A 17689-nucleotide genomic window follows, 5' to 3' on the forward strand; every position below is an offset into this window, starting at 1 on the left:
CGGCGGGCTCACTCCCGGCGGCGTCGCACGTTGCGGTACTGCTCTCTGAGGTACGTCGTCCCGAGGTAGATCAGCACGAGCGGGCCGAGCAGTTCGAACAGGAGTCCGCCGAACACCGACGGGCCGGAGACGGCGAGCCTGAGGAGCCAGACGGCCGCGACGACGAGCGCGGTGACGGCGAGCAGCCCTCTGAGGCCGATCCCGATCGGCCCCGGCGGCTCGTCGCTCGCGAAGCGTGGCCCTCCCTCCTCGGTCATACGACCGGAGATCCGCTGCCGTCGCATTAACCTTCGGACACCCGACCGCGTGTCCGATCGGCTCCCGTCGAACCACAGCCGTTTACCCCTTCCCCCGCCTCACGTCACCATGTTCGAAGAGCGACCCGACCGCGGTGCCGAGATCGTCCTCGTCGGCCGGTCGAACGTCGGGAAGTCGACGCTGATGCGCGAACTCACCGGACACAGCGTCTCGACCGGGCAGAAGCCGGGGGTGACCCGCAGACCGAACCACTTCGACTGGGCCGAGCGAGACTTCATGATCTCCGACCTCCCCGGCTTCGGCTTCATGAGCGGCGTCCCCGAGGAGGTCAGAGAGGGGATCAAGACCGACGTGGTGCGCTACGTCGAGGAGAACGCCGATTCGATCCTCGTGGGGGTGCTCGTCGTCGACGGGAAGGCGGTAATCGACGTGATCGACCGTCACACGGATCGGGGAGAGATCCCCCACGACGTCGAGCTGTTCTCGTTTCTCCAGGAACTGGGGATCCCCACGGTCGTCGCGGTGAACAAGATGGACAAAGTGAGCGAGAAGGACGAGCGCCTCAACGCGCTCTGCGATCGTCTCGGGCTGCTCCCGCCGTGGCAGCAGTGGCGGGACACGATCGCTCCGGTCACCGCGAAGAAGGGACGGATCGAGCCCCTACGCGAGTCGCTCGGGAGCCACCTCCACGAGGCGAAGCGCGACGACCTGCTCGGCTACGTCGGCTGACCGGCGACGTCGACGCCCTCTCCCACGTCGCTCGCCTGCACGTGCGGGCAGGAGGGCTACCCGGGCGAGTGCCGAACCCGACCCATGGCCGACACGATCGACCGGCCCGGAAGCGGGGGTCACGGGACGACCGACCACGAGTCGAGCACCGAGTACGCGTTCGTCCCTCGGGAGGCGGGCGAGCGATGAGCTTCGAGACGTACACGCTCTCGGTGCGCGAGGCCGAAACCGAGGAAGGGATCAGCGTCGACCTCACGACCGAGGACGGGGCGATCGAACGCTCGGCGTGGATCGACTACGACGACCACGGCCTGACGACGGGCGAGGGCGAGCGCCCGGCCGAGCGGACGAGTCGGTTCGAGACCGACGCGAGGAGGACCGACCTCCAGATCGTCCACGACGGGGGCGCGTTCGACGTGCAGGTCCGCGGGGACTCTGGCGTGCTCGACCGGGTCCGGGTCGACGCCGACGAGTGGAACCTCACGCTGGTCGAGTAGTCCGGCGGAACACACGACGGGGAGGGGGTCCGAAGCGGCCATCGCGGCCGCCTCCGGTAGCTTCTTTCGCGCGAGCGGAGTCGACTCCCCATGTCGCTTTCCTCCGAGCGGACGACCGAGATCGACCGCGTGCTCGACCGCTGGATGATCGACGAGGGCGTCCCCGGCGCGAGCGTCGCGGTGCTCACGGGCGACGAGATCGGGTACACCGCGGGGTACGGCTCTCGTGACCTGGCCTCGAACGCTCCAGCCACCCCCGACACGCTCTACGGCATCGGTTCGGTCACGAAGTCGTTCACCGCGCTCTCTGCGCTCCAACTCGTAGAGAGGGACGAACTCTCGCTCGACGAGCCGATCGGGACCTACCTCGACCGCGAGGGGCTCCCCGAGGCCACTGTCCACGACCTGCTCACCCACTCGTCGGGGATGCCGTCGCTCGCGGTGAGCGAGGCGCTGCTCTCACGGCAGGCGGGGATGGAGGAGGCGGGCGTCCCGCTGGGGGACAGAGAGGACTTCTACCGCCACCTCCGGGGCGCCCGCGAGGAGTGGGCCGGAACCCCGGAGGGACGGTTCATGTACTCGAACTCGGGGTACATGCTGGTCGCCGACGCGGTGTCGGAGATCGACGGCCGCCCGTTCGCGCAGGTGGTGGAGGAAGAGATCCTCTCGCCGCTTGGGATGGAGCGCTCGACGTTCTCCGAAGAGCGATTCGAGGCCGATCCGGACACGATGACGCCGTACGAGCTGACCGACGAGGGTGTGGAAGAGCGTTCACTCCCCATCAGAGAGCTGAGCCAGGGCCCCGGCGGGCTGTTGAGTTCGGTCGTCGAACTCGCGAGCTACCTCCGGCTCCAGCTCGGCGGGGGCGCGGTCGACGGCGAACGAATCGTGAGCGCGGCGCTGCTCGCCCGGGCGCACGAGGGCCACACCGAGACGCCGGTCGGTCCGTACGGGTACGGCTGGCGCACCCGGGAGGTGGCGGGCGAGCGCGTGATCGGCCACGGCGGGTCGATCGGCGTCGCGACCGCCTACCTCGGCTTCCTCCCGGATCGGGAGATGGGTGTCGCCGTCCTCTGCAACACCGGTCCCGGATACTCGACCTACGCGCTCGCCCAGGAGGTCGTCGCCGCCGCGCTCGGGGAGGACCCGGACGAGGTCGCCGAGCGCGTTCGTCGGAGGCGGATGGACCGGCTCTGTGGCGAGTACGAGACGTATCGCGGGATCAAACGTGCGCGGGTCGAGCGCCAGGGCGAGGGATTGGTCCTCACGTTCGAGGACGCCTTCGGCGGCGCGCCGCTGCCGCTCGTCCCGGAGGACGAGCGACTGGCGGGCTATCGGTTCACGACGCCTGCGGCCTCCGGTGTGCCCCAGTCGGTGCTGTTCGAGGTGAGTGGTGAGGAGGTAGACTGCTACGTCGATCGGTGGCGGCTGCACAGGCAGTAGCCGTAAGGTGTTTCGAACGCTCACGAACCCTCGATATCCTGCTCTCCGGTCCGTCGACCTCGAAGTATTCGACACGGAGGCACGGATCGAACTCGATCCTCGCTGCGACGATTCGTCGACGTCCGATACTCTCTGGGAGAGCCGTGAAGGCTCTACGAGGTGGAGAGACCTAGCTCTCGGCGGGCGTAATCCGGTCGGCCGACGTCTCGCGAAGGGTCATGCACGTCCCCGAGAGACGGGCGACCGACTTCCCCTCCTCGTTCGTGATCTCGCACTCCGCGACGCCGATCGTACGACCCTTGTGGAGGACTCGACCGACCGCCTCCAGGCGTCCGGTCCAGACCGGTCGCAGGAAGTTCACCGTGAGCTCGACCGTGGTGAACGATTCGTCCGCTCCGACGGTGCTCATGTCCGCGGTGCTCAGGGCGGCGTCGCCGACGTCACAGAGGACGCCGCCGTGGACCGTCCCCATGGGGTTCTCGTGCTCCGGCCCGACGTCGAGTGCCCACCGTGACTCGCCGTCGCCCATCGACAGGAGTTCGAGACCGAGTAGCCCCCCCAGCGGCCACGTGGGGTAGTCGTCGCTCGCCATCCTGGCGAACCCGTCCGGTCCGCGGAAACCACCCTCCCGCGTGAACGCGACCGCCTCCTCCACCTCGACATCCTCCACCTCGACACGGTGAAGCGTGGCCTCACGAACCAGCCCGGCCAGGTCGTCCGTCACGGACTGTAACCGCTCGTACTCCTTTCGGTCGAACTCGATCGTCAGGGCCGCCGATTCCTCGCCCGTCCCCGGTGGTGCCTCGGCCATATCTGGTTCTCGCTAGAGATCTCGTCGGTACAGCAGGTGTCGACTGCCTTCGCTACCGAGGAACGCTCGCACTCCGTACGCAATGCTACGTGTCAACTCTTCTCTCCCGAGTTCTGCGACCACTCGGATCAGACCGATCGGATCCGATCGGCACGCACCTCGAGCGGCCTCGCGTGGTGACAGATCGGCGCTTCCGCCGGCTTCTCGAACCCGTTGGCCGCGAACAGCCCGTTCTCGCGGACCGTCACGTCCGCGGTCGCGAGCCGCCACGGCTCGTGGTCGACCTCGCCCACGTAGAGCCGTCCGCGATCACTCTCGGTGAAAAACCGGTAGTTCTCGACGAGGAACGCCTCCAGACTCCCCCGCTCGACCGGGCGGTGTGTTCCACTGACCTCGACCGTCGCGTCGAACGCCGCCGGCGGTACACCCGTACTCGTCCGCCGGCTCCGGATCTCGATTCGCTCTCCCCGACGATCGAAGCGCATCCGGGCGCGGTAGTACGGCAGACGAAAGACCCGCCGTGCGAGCGCGACCGAGAGCCGGTCGTCGGCGTCGAGGCTGAAGAAGTAGACGCCCGACTCGCGCTCGACGTAGGTCCGCAGGTTGAGTTCGGGGAACGACCGTCCGAGTCTCTCGGGTAGGCCCCGCGGCCGGATCGCCTCCATCACGAACGGCACGACGCCGAGGTACGCCTTTTCCTGGTGTGTCGCCACGTCGAGGCGGTCCGGGAGTCGTCCCTGTACGACCGCAGGCTCCACCGGCCAGTGACAGAAGACGCCGTCCCGCCAGCGCATCGAGAGCACCGATGCCACGTCCGAGCTACGTACCGAAACCGTATCGGGGTTCCCATCCCGGTCGTCGCTGTGCCCGCTCACCGGGAGAGCGATTGCGGTCGTTCGACGCGTATCCGGAGCGACCGGGCGCACGCACACCGCGGGTCGGTCCCGGGTGGGCTGAGCCCCTCGCGCCGGAACAGCCCGTCCGCGTCGACCTCACCGACAGCCTCGGCGGGGAGCAACTCCCACGGGTGGTGGTCTATCTCTCCCTCGACGAGGCGGCCGAACCGGGTGTCCGCGACGTACCGGTACCGTTCCACGAGGAAGGCGTCGAGTGAGCCCTCTTCCGCACGGTACGGTGTTCCACCGCACTCGAACCGACCGGAGAAGAGCGTCCGGTCGTCCGCTCGGCACCGAACCGTCACGTCGCCGTCGCCGGCGGTGTGCGAGAGATCCGCGTGGGCGTACGGCAGGCCGAACAGGTATCGACCGGGAACCGCCGAGAGCGGGTCGCCCGTGGCGAGCGCGAGGAAGTAGACCCCTTCCTCGCGTCCGCCACTCGTGTAGGTCCGGAGGTTGAGCTGTGCGAACGACCTCCCGCCGACGGGAACGCCGAACGGCCGCACGCCGTCGACCGCGAGGGCGACGACGCTCACCCAGGCGCTGTCGTCGTACGTCGCCGGTTCGAGTCCGTTCGGGAGCCGTCGCCGCACCTGGTCCGTGTCGACCGGCCAGTGACAGAAGACCACGTCGCGCACCCGGAGCGACACGACCGGAGCCATCAGACGAGTCGGTTCGTCAGGTCGTCGCCGTCCTCGATCCGTCGGAGGTTGTCCGTTACGAGCCCCGCCACGTCCTCGTAGTACTCGCGGGTGTACGCCGAGGCGTGGGGCGTGACGATCACCTCGTCCATCCCCCACAGCGGCGAGTCGTGTGGCAGCGGCTCGACCTCGAAGACGTCGAGGGCGGCCCCCCTGATTCCGTCCGATTCGAGGGCCTCGATCAGCGCGTCCTCGTCGACGACCGATCCCCGCGAGACGTTGATCAGGTAGCTCTCCTCGCTCATGGCCCCGAGGACGTCGGCGTCGATCAGCCGTTCGGTCTCGCCCGACAGCGGTACGGAGACGGCGACGAACGTCGCATCCGAGACCGCCTCGTGGAGCTCGTCGGGAGTGTAGACCCGCGAGACGCCCTCGACCTGTTCGCCCGAGCGGCGGACGCCGGCGACCTCCATCCCGAGCGCGGTCGCTCGCTCGGCGATCCCGGTCCCGATGGTGCCGAGGCCGACGACGCAGAGCGACTCGCTGGAGAGGGTGAAGGCCTCGTCCCAGGCGGGCCGGCGCCAGACCGGTTCGTGCTGGAAGTCCCGGTAGCGGTGGTGGCGACGGGCGAACGAGAGGAGGTAGCCCAGCACCGTCTCGCCGACGCTCGTCCCGTGGATGCCCGCGCTGTTCGTGAGGGTCGTCCCCGCGTCCTCGAACTCCGAGAGGGGAAAGCGGTCGTAGCCCGCCTGGATCGAGTGGACCCACTCGACCTCGAAGAAGGCGTCGCGGTGTGCGAGGGTGACGATCCCGTCGTACTCGCCGATCTCGTCGTCGCCGACGACCGAGACGTCGGGATGGACCTCCGAAAGCGTCGATACGAGCCGTTCGGGCGGGAAGACGCCGACGACGGAGTCGTGGACCCCGAGGCGATCGATCTGCATACCGGCGCTTCGTCGGGCACGCCGATGAGTGTTCTGGAGTCGGCCGTTCAGAGCCGTGGGTCGCTCTCGGACGCTATCGCCCGTCAGGAGTGGGTGGCTCGGTGTGAATCGCTCTCGTCACACGGGGCTCGGCGGGGGTAACGCCTCGTCATCGCCACCGGCTCCCGATTGGAGGCCGGTACCCAAAAACCACGCGTCGCGGAGCTCAGTACGAGAGGAGCGAGGCGTCCCGCTCGCCCCGGAGGTGGTGCTCGATATCGTCCAGACGCCAGCCGAGCGGCGAGACGACGCTCTCGGTCGCCCGGAGGAGTTCTCGCCGGTAGAACGCGGGATCGTATCCCGCCGCCTCGAACGGGAGGCGCACGCGCTCTCGCGCGCTCGCCCCGTCGTCGACGACGACGAACGCCACCGACTGGCCGGGCGCTCGCGCCATCCCGTGGCGGTCGTACCGACGGAGCGCGCTCACCGTCCGAGTCTCGCGGGTGTACTCTTCGGGCCGCTTCGAGACCCGCTTCCGGATCACCAGTTCCTCGACCGGTACCGCCCCGCGCTCGAGTTCCCTCACGTAGCGTCCCGCGCGGTCGCAGACCGCGGCCGGGTCGCGGTGTTCGTCGAGGACCCGGACCAGCTCCCGCTGGGCGTCGGCGACGTACTCGGGCGTACTCCGCTGACGACACTCGATCCCCCTGTACGTGTAGCGGTCCTCGTCCGCGACCCTCCCGAAGTAGCGCATCAGCGCCCCCGCGTTCGATCCCCGTCGCGGGACGAAACAGACCCAGTCGTACTCGGCTTCGACCTCGAGCGCGATCCCCGTATCGCGGGAAATCCGCTCGGCGACCGGTCCGAGCGCCGCCGTCTCCCGATCGGGGTCCGGCCGCACCCAGAGGCTGTCGACGATCCCGTGGACGACCCGCCACCCGTTCGCCTCGAGGACCTCCTTCGAGCGCAGCAGGAGGTCCCGCGCGATCGCGTTGATCGCCTCGTGACACTCGATCCGGCCGAACTTCGCGTTCCGGTAGCCCTGGTAGCCGAAACAGCTCACCAGGATCCACTTGATCGCCCCGGATTTCGCCCGGAGCGCGGCGGCCTCCTCCTCGTCGTCGGTCTCCGCGAGCCGCCGTTTGTACCGGGCGCGGTCGTCGAGCAGCGGCCCCAGGACGTCGGGGAGGAAGCCCGGCTCGTCACAGACGTTGTACCCGAGTTCGGGGACGTCCTCCCGTCCCTCGTGACACGCACAGAGCACGGTGTCGGGGCTGACGTTGTACTCGCGGATGATCCGCGGGTAGAGCGAGGCGAAGTCGATCTCGACGACCCCCTCGTGGAGACCCACCTCCGGGTCGAACGTGAACCCCCCGCGGTCGGCCGCGTGCAGCGTGCGGACGTCCTTGAACGCCTCCGGCCGCCACTTCTGCCACGGGACGAGCACGCCCCTGTCGAGCGCCTTTCTGACCTGGATCGACGTGAGGATCGTCCCGATCGAGCCCCAGGCGGCCTCCTGGAGCGGCCGCCACGACCGGCGAACGAGGTAGAGGAGTCCGTCGAGACGCGACTCCGCCCAGAGGAAGCTGTTCGAGGTGTCGACGATCGCTCGGCCGGGGACGTCGTAGCGCGCCGGCGAGTGGCCCACGGTTCCATAACTCTCGAACGTGTTCGCGCCGGCCAGCTTCCGCCAGCCCGGCCCCCGACCCAGCGGGAGGTCGACCCCGGCCGCGAGCGCGCGCTTCGACAACAGCGGGATCAGTCCGCCGTCGCTCAGCACTAGCACGTCCGGGTCGACCCGTTCGAGCCGGCGGACTACTGTACCGAGCACGGCGTCCTCGTCGCCCTCGACGGGTTCGCCGTCGAGGACGAGCCCCGCGAGCTCCTCGTCGGCCAGCGCCCGCTCGCCGATCCGGATCGAGAGCCCCTCCAGTGGCTCCCCGGGCGTCGGGTCGGTGCCCGTCTCGACGCAGTAGCGAAACCCCGGGGCGAGGTCGACGTTGAACAGTCGGTAGGTCCCCGGCGGCTCTCGACCGATCTCCCGCTCCCGGAGGATCCGCGTCGCGAGCGTCCGTGGGGCGTCGTGACTCTCGACGGTCACCCGGAGGACGCGCTCCGGTTCGGGCGATCCGAATTCGGTCTGCCACGACTCGAACCCGATCCCGACGACGAGCCGCTCGTCCGCCAGTCGTTCGCGTAGCGTCTCGAGACGACGCTCCTCGCCCGCGACGTAGATCCTCGGGCGGTAGCCCTCGACCCGTCGGCTCCGGACCTTCCCCCCCTCGCGGCGCCACTCGACGACCGCGTCCTCGAGGAAGTCGAACGCGAACGGCATCTCACTCCGGACGCCCTCCCACCCGCTCGTCGCCCCCGTCCGCCCCGACGCTCTCCTTGTCTCCACCGTCCCCGACCGCGTCGACCGCCTCCCGGAGCTGACGGAGTTCGCGTTCGTGCGAGAGCAGCATCGATAGCAGGACCACTGGCTCCGGATCGGTCGCGTTCAGCTGGCCGGCCGCCGCGGCGTGGCGCTCGGCTCGCTCGAACAGTCGATCGAAGTCGGCCTGCCACCCTCGCCTGAGCCCCCGCCGGTAGGGCGCACACCGCTCCCGGTACCGCCGGAGGAACTCCCGGTAGGTGGGGTTCGTCCGGCCCATCTCACCCCTCCACCCACCCGAGGGGGGCGTCGACCGGGTCGAGCGGTCCGACACCGATCTCGGTACCCGTATCGACCGCACCGAACAGCGCCACCCAGTACGGGATCGTCGTCTGCCAGTAGCCGCCGTCCCAGTAGCAGGTCGTCTCGAACGACTCCCCCGAGAACGCGAAGCCGAACGGCGTCTCCCGGCAGGCGAGCTCGGTATCGGCGGCGACGGCCAGGCTGTCGGCGGCGGGGTCTTCGGCCGTCGTCGTCACCAGGACGGGGACGTCGACGGCCGACGCGAGATTCGAGAGCACCGCGAGCGTCGCGTCGAGGAGGTGCTCGGCCCGGTCGGCGTCGAGGTCCGGGTCGCGGTAGAGCGCGGTCACCGCGGGGGCGACCACCAACGAGGTCCGGCCGGTTACCAGGCCCGGAAGCCGTCGGACCAGCGAGTGGTGCTGGTAGGCGGTGAACGCCCGTGCGATCCGGAGGCTGTCCAGCGTGCGCTCGGCGGGGGCCGCCCCGTAGAGCGCGTACGTCGCGGCGTGGTTCCGCGCGTCGATCCAGAACGCCGAGCCCGGTCGCCGCCGCAGTCGGTCGGCCACGAGCGCCGGGAGCGCGGGCGAGCGCGGACGCGGCAGCCGCAGGAGCGCGAGCCCCGGATCGAGCGCCGGGAGCCCGTGACGGTCGTGGCCTGTGGTGGTCGTCGCCATCTCTCGGCTCACATATACTCGATCGGTGAGATAAGTCGTCGCCGTCCGCACGGTGAAAGTGGACACGTCTTCTCCAGTAAGGGACGTAAATACAGCCGCCGTCGATAGTGGATCGTTGACGATCGCGTCGATCAGCGCGGCAGAACCGACACTGTTCCCATTTCCGTTCGAACTCCTGGACGAACGCGATTCCGGATCTGGAACGGGGTCCGACCGGAACTGATTCGCGATCCCGCGGAAACCGGGATCACCGACGCCACTGGGCCCGTCGCTTGTGTTCCTCCGCGACCCGTTCGATCGCGCGCTCGTCGAGGACGCCCTCCTCGGTGACGACCCCGACGAACAGCTCCGGAGGCACCTCCTCGAAGATCTCCGCGAGGACCGTCAGGGCCGCACTCCCCTCGTAGAGCGCCGATCGGTTGCCTTCCTCCAGATCGACCGGCCCCACCCGGACCTTGTCGGTCGCGGCGACCGCGTAGACCGGCACGTCGTACCGTTCCGCGACGACGGCCGCGGTGTGGGTGCCGACCTTGTTCACGACCGTGCCGTCGGCGAGCACCGAATCGGCCCCGACGAGCACGGTGTCGGCGTCCCCGAGAACGCCCGCGACCCGCCCGTCGAAGGTGAGCGTCACGTCGAGGCCCTCGCTCGCGAGGCGTTCCGCGACGCCGACGCCCTCGTTCCCCGGTCGGGATTCGAGGACGACCGCGCTCTCCACGCTCGCCTTCCGGATCGCCTCGAACACCGTGCCCGACCGCGAGAGGGTGAGCACCCGGTCCCCGAGGAGCGCGGCGGCCTCGCGGGCGGCGCGTCGGTCCGCGTCCCACGCCCGATCGAGTTCCTCGGTCGCCGCACGGAGGAGCGCTCCCGACGTCTGTCCCTCGCTCGCGGCCGCCATCGCGCGGTCGATACGGTTCTCGACGACGGCCATCGTCGGTCGGGCGTCGAGCAGGCGCTCTGCGACCGAGACGAGGTCGCCCCACCCCTCGTCCCCCCCGTTTCCTCTCCCTGCGGCGACCGCCCGGTCGCGGAGCACCTCGAGCGCGCGAACCGAGACGTACGCCGCGCCGTGGCTCCGGTCGTCACGGACCGTCTCGACCGTGGGACCGACGACCTCGTAGACCGCCCATCCCTCCGGATCGAGATCGGCCGGAGAGACCCACTCGCCGTCGGTTCTCGTGGTGCAGTCGAACAGACACGGCCGGCCACCCACGATCGGGTCGCCGACCCGGACGAGTTCGCAGGCGTCCGCGAGACCGAGCTCCGAGAGCGCGTCGCCGATCGCCGATTCGAGGTCCTCGCCGGTCGCCGTCGGGATCGAACCGTCGCGGAGGAGCAGCTCGCTCCGGTGACGGATCACGGGGTGGACGGTGTCGGCCATTGAGAGACGAACGCACGCGGTCGGCATGACTTTGAGGGGCCGTCACGAATCGCCGAGCATGAAACGGGTGCTCCTCATGAGCGACACACACGTCCCCTCGCGGGCGGCCCGACTCCCGCCGTGGGTGGACGACCTGCTCCCCGAGGTCGACCACGTGATCCACGCCGGGGACTTCGACTCGCCGGAGGCGTACGACCGGATCGACGAGCGAGCGACCGACCTCACCGCGGTCAGGGGTAACACCGACCCACCGTCGCTCGGCCTGCCCCGGGTCGCCACGCTCGACGTCGAGGAGGTCCGCTTCGTCGTCACCCACGGCGACGGGCCGACACACTCCTACCGGGATCGGGTCGCCGAGACCGCCGCGGCGAACGCCGAGGGGACGACCGTCGGCGTCTCGGGGCACACCCACGCCATCCACGACGATCGCGTCGACGGGATCAGGCTCCTGAACCCGGGGAGCGCGAGCGGTGCCATGCCGGCGCGACGACAGAGCGTACTCCTCGTCGAGGTCGACGGTGAGTCGGTCACGGTGACGCGAAGGGAGCGCGAGCGATAGCCGGTGTCGGCGGCCTTTTCACCCGCGCACGCCCAGGTCGGGTATGCACCTCATCGCCGTTCCCGACCTGCCGGAGGTCCGCGAGGGCGACGACCTCGGGGCCCTGATCGGGGACCGGATCGACCTCGACCCGGACGACGTCCTCTGCGTCGCGAGCACGGTCGTCTCGAAGGCCGAGGGTCGGAGCGCCTCGCTCTCGGCGTTCCCGGCGGGACCGCGCGCCCGGGAGATCGCGGATCGCTTGTCCGGAATCCACGACGAGGAGAAGGACCCGCGGTTCGCACAGGCAGTGCTGGAAGAGAGCGTCGAACTGCTGATGGAGGCGCCGTTCCTGCTCACGGAGACGCGCTTCGGCCACGTCTGTGTGAACGCCGGGATCGACCGCTCGAACACCGGTGGGGCGGACCTGCTGTTGCTCCCGAGACGACCCACCGAGAGCGCGTCGCGGATCCGCGACGGTCTCGAGTACGGGAACCCGGTGATCGTCACGGACACCTGCGGCCGGCCCTTTCGCCACGGCCAGCGCGGGGTCGCCCTCGGCTGGACGGGGATGCCCGCGAGTCGGGACTGGCGCGGCGAGGCGGATCGAGAGGGGAGAGAGCTCGGGGTGACGGTCGAGAACGTGATCGACGAACTGGCGGCGGCGGCGAACCTCGTGACCGGTGAAGGGGCGGGCGGGACGCCGGCGGTCGTCGTCCGGGGCTTCGAGTTCGGCGATCTCGGGGGCAGCGACGAGCACTTTCGAGCCGTGGAGACCGACTTCGTCCGCCAGGCGCTGCGTGGCTGGTCCTACGACGAGGGGGGTGCGGAAGGGTGATCGGGGTCGAGCTCACGCCCGAGCACCCGGTCGAGCGGATGGCCGAGTTGGGCACCGCGGCGGAGGCGGCCAGCTTCGAGGCCGCGCTCGCGAGCTGTCACTACAACAACCGCGACCCGTTCGTCGCGCTCTCCCGGATCGCCCGCGAGACGGAGACGATCCGACTGGGTCCGGGCGTCGCGAACCCCTACGAGGTCCATCCCGTCTCGCTCGCCTCGCGGGTCGCCACGCTCTCCGAGACGAGCGGCGGCCGCGCGGTCTTCGGGATCGGGCCCGGGGACCGTTCGACGCTCTCGTCGCTCGGCGTCGAGCAGGAGCGCCCGCTCCGGCGAGTGCTGGAGGCGTTCAACGTGGCTGCGGACCTCTTCTCCGGCGAACGGGTCGACCACGACGGGACGTTCTCCGCCGAGAGTGCGGCGCTCAACTTCGAGGTGGGCGATATCCCGATCTACGTCGGGGCGCAGGGTCCGCATATGCTCAGGATGAGCGCGAAACACGCCGACGGCGTCCTCTACAACGGTGCCCATCCCGAGGACGTCGCCTGGGCGGCGGGACAGGTCGAACGGGGTCTAGAGGAGCGGCCCGACGAACGTGGGTCGTTCGACTTCACGGTCTTCGCGAGCACGAGCGTCGCAGCCGAGCGGGAGGCGGCGGTCGAGGCCGCCCGGCCGCCGGTGGCGTTCATCGCGAGCGGGGCCGCTCCCCCGGTGCTGGATCGCCACGGTATCGACGCCGAGCGCGCCGAGGAGATCGGCGAGCGCCTCTCGGCGGGGTCGTTCTCGGAGGCGTTCTCCCTCGTTACGGGACCGATGATCGAGGCGTTCTGCGTCGCCGGGACGCCGGCGGAGGTGGAGAGCCGGTTCGACGCGATTCTCGAGACGTCTGACGGGATCGTGGTGGGATCGCCACTGGGACCGGATCTGGAGGAGGCGATCTCGCTCACCGGTGACGCGCTCTCCCGATGAAGGGGGTCGTCTCGCACCCCCGCCACAGGGGGCGATCACTCCCCGGTCCCTCCGTCGGATCACTCGCCGCGTTCCTGCGGCGGGGCGCGACCGACCTGTTCGGGGAGGAGGGCGCTCACGACGCCGCCGGCGGCCAGACCGAAGAAGACGACGATCGCGCCAGCCAGGATGAGGTTCCCGACGAGCATCATCAGCACGTTGAAGACGGCGTTGACCGGGTCGCCCGTCGCGACCTCGAAGAAGTAACCCATCATCTCCACCGTGTCCGTGAAGGGGTTGACCATACTCGACATCTGGAACGGCCCCTACTTGTCCCTACCGTCTTCGGCAGGCCTTTGTCCGCCGCCGGTCTCCGCCACGTATGGAGGAGTCGACGCTCGACGCGTTCGCGGAGGCGTCGGGGGTCGAGGATTCCTCGTCGCGCGACGAGGAATCCTCGAACGGGACGGGGGACGAGGACCCGCCCTCGGTGCGCGTCACCTACCGGTTCTCGACGGAGCCTCGCGAGTGCGTCCGGTGTGGCGAGTCGGGGCGCGAACACTGGGCGGGCGACGGGGGGTTCGTCTGTCCAGCCTGCGTGGAGTGGTAGCGGGCCGCTCCGTGGATCCGTGATCGGCTCTCCGAGGCGGCGACGGGGAACGGTTACGAAACAGTAACGTTACGGTTCTCCGGGCGCTACCACGGTACAACGTCCCGGGCCTCGTGGTGTGTGACCGGGTGACGTGGTGTATGCCCTCATGACGGATTCGAACCCCTCACAGTCGTCGTCCGCGAGACGCTCGGAGGAGCCGCTGGTCGCACAGCGACCCGAGCCGCTCTCGTTCTCGGAGGCGAGCGCGCTCGCGGAGCGGGTCGTCGAGAACGTCGAACGCGTGATCGTCGGCCAGCGCGACGCGATCGAGGACGTGCTGATCGCGCTGCTCGGCCGTGGCCACGTCCTCATCGAGGACGTCCCCGGGGTAGGGAAGACGATGCTCGCCCGCTCGATCGCCCGGTCGATCGACTGCTCGTTCCGGCGGGTGCAGTTCACCCCCGACCTGCTGCCCTCGGACATCACCGGCGCGAACGTCTTCAACCAGCGGACCCGCGAGTTCGAGTTCAACGAGGGACCGGTGTTCGCGAACGTCGTCCTCGGCGACGAGATCAACCGCGCGCCGCCGAAGGCGCAGTCAGCTCTCCTCGAAGCGATGGAGGAGACGCAGGTGACCGTCGACGGCACCACCCACCCCCTGCCCCGTCCGTTCACCGTCATCGCGACGCAGAACGCGGTCGAGCCGTCTCGCACCTACGAGCTCCCGATCGCCGAACTCGACCGGTTCATGAAGAAGATCCACCTCGGCTACCCCGAGGAGCGAGACGAGATCGAGGTGCTCGATCGGGTCGTCGGGGCACACCCGATCGAGACGCTCGAACCCGTCGCCGGGGTCGACGAGATCAGACGCGCCAGAGAGAGCGTCGCCGCGGTGACGGTGAAGGAGCCGGTGCGGGTCTACGCGACGCGACTGGCCTCCTACACGCGCGAACACGCGACGCTCGGGGTGAGCCCCCGGGGAACGCTCGCGCTGCTCCGCGCGGCACAGGGCCGTGCGCTGTTCTCGGGTCGCGAGTACGTCACCCCGGACGACGTCCAGTGGGAGGCGCCGACGGTGATGGGACATCGGATCGTCACCGACGAGACTGCCGAGGGATCGCTCGTCGACCGGGCGCTCGAGACGGTCCCGGTCCCATGAAGGTCACGCGACGCGGCTGGACCGTCGCGCTCGTCGCCGTCGCCGGCTTCGCGATGGCGTCGCTGTTCGGCGCGCGCTCGCTGAACGCGCTGGTCGCCCCCGCGCTGATCGCGCTCGCGTTCGCCGCACTCTCGGTCTCCCGGATCGACCGGCCCGGCGTCGAGCGACCCTCGCCCGAACCGGGATTCCCCGGCGAGCGTCGCACGATCGAGACGACGATCGAGAGCGACTCGGCCGCGCTTGTCACCGTCGAGGAGGAGTTCGCCGAGGGGCTCTCGCCGAAACGGACCCGCTTCGAGACGACGCTCGACGCCGGGGCGCTCGAGACCGAGGTCGAACTCCGTTCCCGGGGAGCGTACCGCCTCGGACCGCTCACGCTCACCGTCACCGACCCGTTCGGCCTCGTCTCCCGGTCGTTCGGCTACACCACCGCGACGGAGGTAGTGATCTACCCGAGGATCCACGACCTGGAGGGCCCCGGCCGGTACGACCTGAGCGTCTTCCCCGAGGCCGAACGGGCCGAGCGCCGCCAGGAGTTCGATCGCCTCCGGATGTACGAACGCGGCGACTCGCTGCGCGACGTCCACTGGAAGACGAGCGCGAAGCGGCCGTCCGACGAGTTCGTCGTCAAGCAGTTCGTCGACGAGACCGATCCGGGCGGGATCCACGTCGTCGCCGAGGGAGTACAGAACCCCGACGGGGTCGCGAGCGCGGCGGCGAGCGTCGTCGACTACCTGCTCTCGGCGGGGACGAGTGCGAGCCTCGCCGTCGGTGACGGCTCGGTCGAGGAGGGCCTCGGTGCCCGACACCGACGTGCGGTCCTCGACATCCTCGCACGGACCGAGGCACGGTCGGTCCCGCCGGCCGTGAGGGAGGGAGCCGACGTGCTCGTGCGCGCGGAGTCGGACGGGATCGTCGTCTCAGTGGAGGGCGCGTCGACCGGCTTCGACCGGCTCGCGGGCGAGACGGACGGGAGGGCGATCGCCGACGGGGGAGTGCGATGAGCGGGACGCGGACCGCGGATCGCTCCGCTGGCCTCGTCTCGCCCGGGTCGGTCGCCCGGTTCGCCGCGCTCGTCCTCACCGGGTCGTACCTCGTCGTGCTCTACGGCGTCGCGGACGTCGTCGGGAGCTCTCACGAGCTGCTCGCGGTCACGCTCGCCTCGTTCGTCGTCGCGACGCTCGCCGCCCGGCTGATCGGGCTGAAGACCGCCGCGTTCTTCGGGGTCGTCGCGTTCGCCGCCGGCAACCTCTACTACCTCTCGTCGGTCCCCGAGGGGGTCGCCTTCCTCCTCTCGATCGGCGAGCTCGCCGCGGACTCGCTCGCGCTGCTCACCGGGCTCTCGATCTACCAGATGGTCGGCGTCGACGTCTGGGTGCTCGCGTTCGTTCCCGCACCGGTGTTCCTCTCGTGGTATCTCGTCCTGCGAGGCTACTACGCGCCCGGCGCGGCCGTCGGCGGCCTCGCGCTCTCGGTGCTCGTGCTCACCGGGGACGCGAGCCTGCTCGTCGCCGTCGTCGGCGTCGTCGCGCTGTTCGCCACGGTCGGCTTCGGCGAACTGTCGACCCGAGGGGCGTCGATCGGTCGGGGTGACGCCGTCGTGTTCGCCTGCTCGGTCATGATCGTCGCGACGCTCGCGTTCAGCGCGGTGCCCGGCGGGGCGGCCCAGCCGATCCTCCCTGAGAGCTCGCCCTCCTCGCTCGAGGGCGACACCGTGGATGCCGACGAGGAGCTCTCGATCTCCGGCAGCGTCGAGCTCTCGCCGGAGGTCCGCTTCACGGTCGAGAGCGAGCAGCCGGCGTACTGGCGGACCGACGCCTACGACCGCTACACCGGCGACGGCTGGGTGCAGACGGGCGAAGCGAACGCCTACGACGGGACGCTCGACGGTCCGGAGGGCGAGAGCGAGACGGTCGACCAGCGGGTCAGGATCGAGACGGAGGCGCGGGCGATGCCCGCCGTCTGGCAGCCGGTCGACCTCGACGGCGTCGACGAGCTCACGGTCTCGGAGGAGGGCGGGCTCTCCCCTTCGGAGCCGCTCGCCGCGAACGACTCCTACGCGGTCACGAGCGAGCGCCTCGCGGTCGAGCCCGAGGCGCTCGACGTCTCCGGTACCGAGTACCCCGACGGGATCGAAGAGCGCTACACGCAGATCCCCGACAGCACGCCGGATCGGGTCGGCGAGTACACCGACGAGCTCACCGCCGAGGCCGAGACGCCGTACGAGACGGCGACGATCGTCGAGAGCCACCTCCGAGAGGAGTGGGAGTACTCGCTCGACGTCCCCCCGCCGGAGGGCGACGTCACCGACCAGTTCCTCTTCGAGATGGACGAGGCCTACTGTACGTACTTCGCCACCGCGATGGTGACGATGCTCCGGAGTCAGGATATACCAGCCAGGTTCGTCGTCGGCTACTCGGAGGGCGAGCGCGTCGACGAGGACCGGTGGGTCGTCCGCGGCTCGGACGCCCACGCCTGGGTCGAGGTCTACTTCCCCGGGACGGGCTGGGTCGAGTTCGAGCCGACGCCACCCTCCGACCGGGAGCGGGTCCACGACTCGTTCGTCGACGACGCCAGGGCGGACGCCGACACCGACATCCGGGTCGACACCGACGAGAGCGGCGGCGAGGAGTGGACGCCCGAGACGGACGACGAGGCGTCGGAGACGAACGAGACGGCTGTCGAGAC

At 69.9% G+C, this 17689-nt stretch carries 19 protein-coding genes and 1 pseudogene; 10 read left to right on the top strand and 10 right to left on the bottom strand.

Features of this window, described 5'->3' with window-relative positions; genetic code table 11:
- Positions 1-8: 8 nt before the first annotated feature.
- Complete coding sequence (locus tag V2L32_RS08660) at positions 9-257, bottom strand: hypothetical protein (RefSeq protein ID WP_331236090.1); 249 nt, start codon at positions 255-257, stop codon at positions 9-11.
- A 109-nt stretch (positions 258-366) separates the two neighbouring features.
- Between V2L32_RS08660 and engB the strand changes: the two genes are divergently transcribed.
- From engB to V2L32_RS08675, 3 genes are all read left to right on the top strand, one after another.
- Positions 367-987: a GTP-binding protein EngB gene (gene engB / locus V2L32_RS08665; protein WP_331236091.1), complete on the top strand. Its 621-nt coding sequence runs from the start codon at positions 367-369 to the stop codon at positions 985-987.
- 185 nt (positions 988-1172) lie between these two features.
- Entirely contained in the window at positions 1173-1484 is a 312-nt protein-coding gene (locus V2L32_RS08670) for a hypothetical protein (protein ID WP_331236092.1), read from the top strand.
- A 90-nt stretch (positions 1485-1574) separates the two neighbouring features.
- On the top strand, positions 1575-2927 hold the full coding sequence (locus tag V2L32_RS08675) for a serine hydrolase (RefSeq protein WP_331236093.1): 1353 nt from the start codon (positions 1575-1577) through the stop codon (positions 2925-2927).
- Positions 2928-3096: 169 nt separating this feature from the next.
- On the opposite strand, the gene V2L32_RS08680 is transcribed toward V2L32_RS08675, so the two are convergent.
- From V2L32_RS08680 to V2L32_RS08715, 8 genes are all read right to left on the bottom strand, one after another.
- Positions 3097-3738 (bottom strand): PaaI family thioesterase, encoded by a 642-nt coding sequence (locus V2L32_RS08680; RefSeq protein WP_331236094.1) that lies wholly within the window; start codon positions 3736-3738, stop codon positions 3097-3099.
- Between the two features lie 128 nt (positions 3739-3866).
- Positions 3867-4532 (bottom strand): YqjF family protein, encoded by a 666-nt coding sequence (locus tag V2L32_RS08685; protein WP_409348431.1) that lies wholly within the window; start codon positions 4530-4532, stop codon positions 3867-3869.
- A 77-nt stretch (positions 4533-4609) separates the two neighbouring features.
- Complete coding sequence (locus V2L32_RS08690; protein ID WP_331236096.1) at positions 4610-5296, bottom strand: YqjF family protein; 687 nt, start codon at positions 5294-5296, stop codon at positions 4610-4612.
- Positions 5296-6219 carry a D-2-hydroxyacid dehydrogenase gene (ddh, locus tag V2L32_RS08695; RefSeq protein WP_331236097.1) on the bottom strand — a complete coding sequence of 308 codons (924 nt, stop codon included), beginning with the start codon at positions 6217-6219 and terminating at the stop codon, positions 5296-5298. Before ddh ends, V2L32_RS08690 begins: the two co-directional genes overlap by 1 nt.
- A 205-nt stretch (positions 6220-6424) precedes the next feature.
- The gene (locus V2L32_RS08700) at positions 6425-8533 is read right to left on the bottom strand and encodes a type B DNA-directed DNA polymerase (protein WP_331236098.1); all 2109 of its coding nucleotides are present in this window, start codon (positions 8531-8533) and stop codon (positions 6425-6427) included.
- Position 8534: 1 nt separating this feature from the next.
- Positions 8535-8852: a hypothetical protein gene (locus V2L32_RS08705; protein ID WP_331236099.1), complete on the bottom strand. Its 318-nt coding sequence runs from the start codon at positions 8850-8852 to the stop codon at positions 8535-8537.
- Position 8853: 1 nt separating this feature from the next.
- On the bottom strand, positions 8854-9549 hold the full coding sequence (locus V2L32_RS08710; protein ID WP_331236100.1) for a hypothetical protein: 696 nt from the start codon (positions 9547-9549) through the stop codon (positions 8854-8856).
- Between the two features lie 247 nt (positions 9550-9796).
- Entirely contained in the window at positions 9797-10930 is a 1134-nt protein-coding gene (locus V2L32_RS08715) for a translation initiation factor eIF-2B (protein ID WP_331236101.1), read from the bottom strand.
- A 76-nt stretch (positions 10931-11006) separates the two neighbouring features.
- Between V2L32_RS08715 and V2L32_RS08720 the strand changes: the two genes are divergently transcribed.
- Genes V2L32_RS08720 through V2L32_RS08730 form a run of 3 tightly spaced genes read left to right on the top strand, consistent with a single transcriptional unit; the run spans position 11007 to position 13271 of the window.
- Entirely contained in the window at positions 11007-11489 is a 483-nt protein-coding gene (locus V2L32_RS08720) for a metallophosphoesterase family protein (protein WP_331236102.1), read from the top strand.
- A 43-nt stretch (positions 11490-11532) separates the two neighbouring features.
- The gene (locus V2L32_RS08725) at positions 11533-12306 is read left to right on the top strand and encodes a coenzyme F420-0:L-glutamate ligase (RefSeq protein WP_331236103.1); all 774 of its coding nucleotides are present in this window, start codon (positions 11533-11535) and stop codon (positions 12304-12306) included.
- Positions 12303-13271: a 5,10-methylenetetrahydromethanopterin reductase gene (locus V2L32_RS08730; protein WP_331236104.1), complete on the top strand. Its 969-nt coding sequence runs from the start codon at positions 12303-12305 to the stop codon at positions 13269-13271. Before V2L32_RS08725 ends, V2L32_RS08730 begins: the two co-directional genes overlap by 4 nt.
- A 59-nt stretch (positions 13272-13330) precedes the next feature.
- Here the strand turns inward: V2L32_RS08730 and V2L32_RS08735 are convergent, their stop codons facing one another.
- Positions 13331-13555 carry a hypothetical protein gene (locus V2L32_RS08735; protein ID WP_331236105.1) on the bottom strand — a complete coding sequence of 75 codons (225 nt, stop codon included), beginning with the start codon at positions 13553-13555 and terminating at the stop codon, positions 13331-13333.
- 77 nt (positions 13556-13632) lie between these two features.
- Here V2L32_RS08735 and V2L32_RS08740 point away from each other — a divergent pair, with 77 nt between their 5' ends.
- The 4 genes and pseudogenes from V2L32_RS08740 to V2L32_RS08755 all read left to right on the top strand — a co-directional run.
- Positions 13633-13860, top strand: coding sequence for a DUF7573 domain-containing protein (locus V2L32_RS08740; RefSeq protein ID WP_331236106.1), 228 nt, complete (start codon positions 13633-13635; stop codon positions 13858-13860).
- A gap of 148 nt (positions 13861-14008) precedes the next feature.
- A complete protein-coding gene (locus tag V2L32_RS08745; RefSeq protein ID WP_331236107.1) occupies positions 14009-15001 on the top strand; it encodes an AAA family ATPase in 993 nt (330 codons plus the stop codon).
- Entirely contained in the window at positions 14998-16005 is a 1008-nt protein-coding gene (locus V2L32_RS08750; RefSeq protein WP_331236108.1) for a DUF58 domain-containing protein, read from the top strand. The genes V2L32_RS08745 and V2L32_RS08750 overlap by 4 nt, the downstream gene beginning before the upstream one ends.
- Positions 16002-17513, top strand: a pseudogene (locus tag V2L32_RS08755) (transglutaminase family protein); the annotation flags it as partial. The gene V2L32_RS08750 and the pseudogene V2L32_RS08755, both read left to right, overlap by 4 nt.
- Positions 17514-17689: the final 176 nt, after the last annotated feature.

The sequence above is a fragment of the Halalkalicoccus sp. CGA53 genome (genome assembly GCF_036429475.1).
Classification (GTDB): Archaea; Halobacteriota; Halobacteria; order Halobacteriales; family Halalkalicoccaceae; genus Natronorarus; species Natronorarus salvus.

What these genes read in the sequence shown, in the direction of transcription:
- V2L32_RS08720 (WP_331236102.1), top strand. Translation starts at nt 11,007, where the DNA reads ATGAGCGACACACACGTCCCCTCGCGGGCGGCCCGACTCCCGCCGTGG.
- V2L32_RS08680 (WP_331236094.1), bottom strand. Translation starts at nt 3,738, where the DNA reads ATGGCCGAGGCACCACCGGGGACGGGCGAGGAATCGGCGGCCCTGACG.
- V2L32_RS08670 (WP_331236092.1), top strand. Translation starts at nt 1,173, where the DNA reads ATGAGCTTCGAGACGTACACGCTCTCGGTGCGCGAGGCCGAAACCGAG.
- V2L32_RS08705 (WP_331236099.1), bottom strand. Translation starts at nt 8,852, where the DNA reads ATGGGCCGGACGAACCCCACCTACCGGGAGTTCCTCCGGCGGTACCGG.
- V2L32_RS08660 (WP_331236090.1), bottom strand. Translation starts at nt 257, where the DNA reads ATGACCGAGGAGGGAGGGCCACGCTTCGCGAGCGACGAGCCGCCGGGG.
- V2L32_RS08685 (WP_409348431.1), bottom strand. Translation starts at nt 4,532, where the DNA reads ATGCGCTGGCGGGACGGCGTCTTCTGTCACTGGCCGGTGGAGCCTGCG.
- V2L32_RS08740 (WP_331236106.1), top strand. Translation starts at nt 13,633, where the DNA reads ATGGAGGAGTCGACGCTCGACGCGTTCGCGGAGGCGTCGGGGGTCGAG.
- V2L32_RS08725 (WP_331236103.1), top strand. Translation starts at nt 11,533, where the DNA reads ATGCACCTCATCGCCGTTCCCGACCTGCCGGAGGTCCGCGAGGGCGAC.
- V2L32_RS08735 (WP_331236105.1), bottom strand. Translation starts at nt 13,555, where the DNA reads ATGGTCAACCCCTTCACGGACACGGTGGAGATGATGGGTTACTTCTTC.
- V2L32_RS08750 (WP_331236108.1), top strand. Translation starts at nt 14,998, where the DNA reads ATGAAGGTCACGCGACGCGGCTGGACCGTCGCGCTCGTCGCCGTCGCC.
- V2L32_RS08690 (WP_331236096.1), bottom strand. Translation starts at nt 5,296, where the DNA reads ATGGCTCCGGTCGTGTCGCTCCGGGTGCGCGACGTGGTCTTCTGTCAC.
- V2L32_RS08700 (WP_331236098.1), bottom strand. Translation starts at nt 8,533, where the DNA reads ATGCCGTTCGCGTTCGACTTCCTCGAGGACGCGGTCGTCGAGTGGCGC.
- V2L32_RS08715 (WP_331236101.1), bottom strand. Translation starts at nt 10,930, where the DNA reads ATGGCCGACACCGTCCACCCCGTGATCCGTCACCGGAGCGAGCTGCTC.
- engB (WP_331236091.1), top strand. Translation starts at nt 367, where the DNA reads ATGTTCGAAGAGCGACCCGACCGCGGTGCCGAGATCGTCCTCGTCGGC.
- V2L32_RS08675 (WP_331236093.1), top strand. Translation starts at nt 1,575, where the DNA reads ATGTCGCTTTCCTCCGAGCGGACGACCGAGATCGACCGCGTGCTCGAC.
- V2L32_RS08710 (WP_331236100.1), bottom strand. Translation starts at nt 9,549, where the DNA reads ATGGCGACGACCACCACAGGCCACGACCGTCACGGGCTCCCGGCGCTC.
- V2L32_RS08745 (WP_331236107.1), top strand. Translation starts at nt 14,009, where the DNA reads ATGACGGATTCGAACCCCTCACAGTCGTCGTCCGCGAGACGCTCGGAG.
- ddh (WP_331236097.1), bottom strand. Translation starts at nt 6,219, where the DNA reads ATGCAGATCGATCGCCTCGGGGTCCACGACTCCGTCGTCGGCGTCTTC.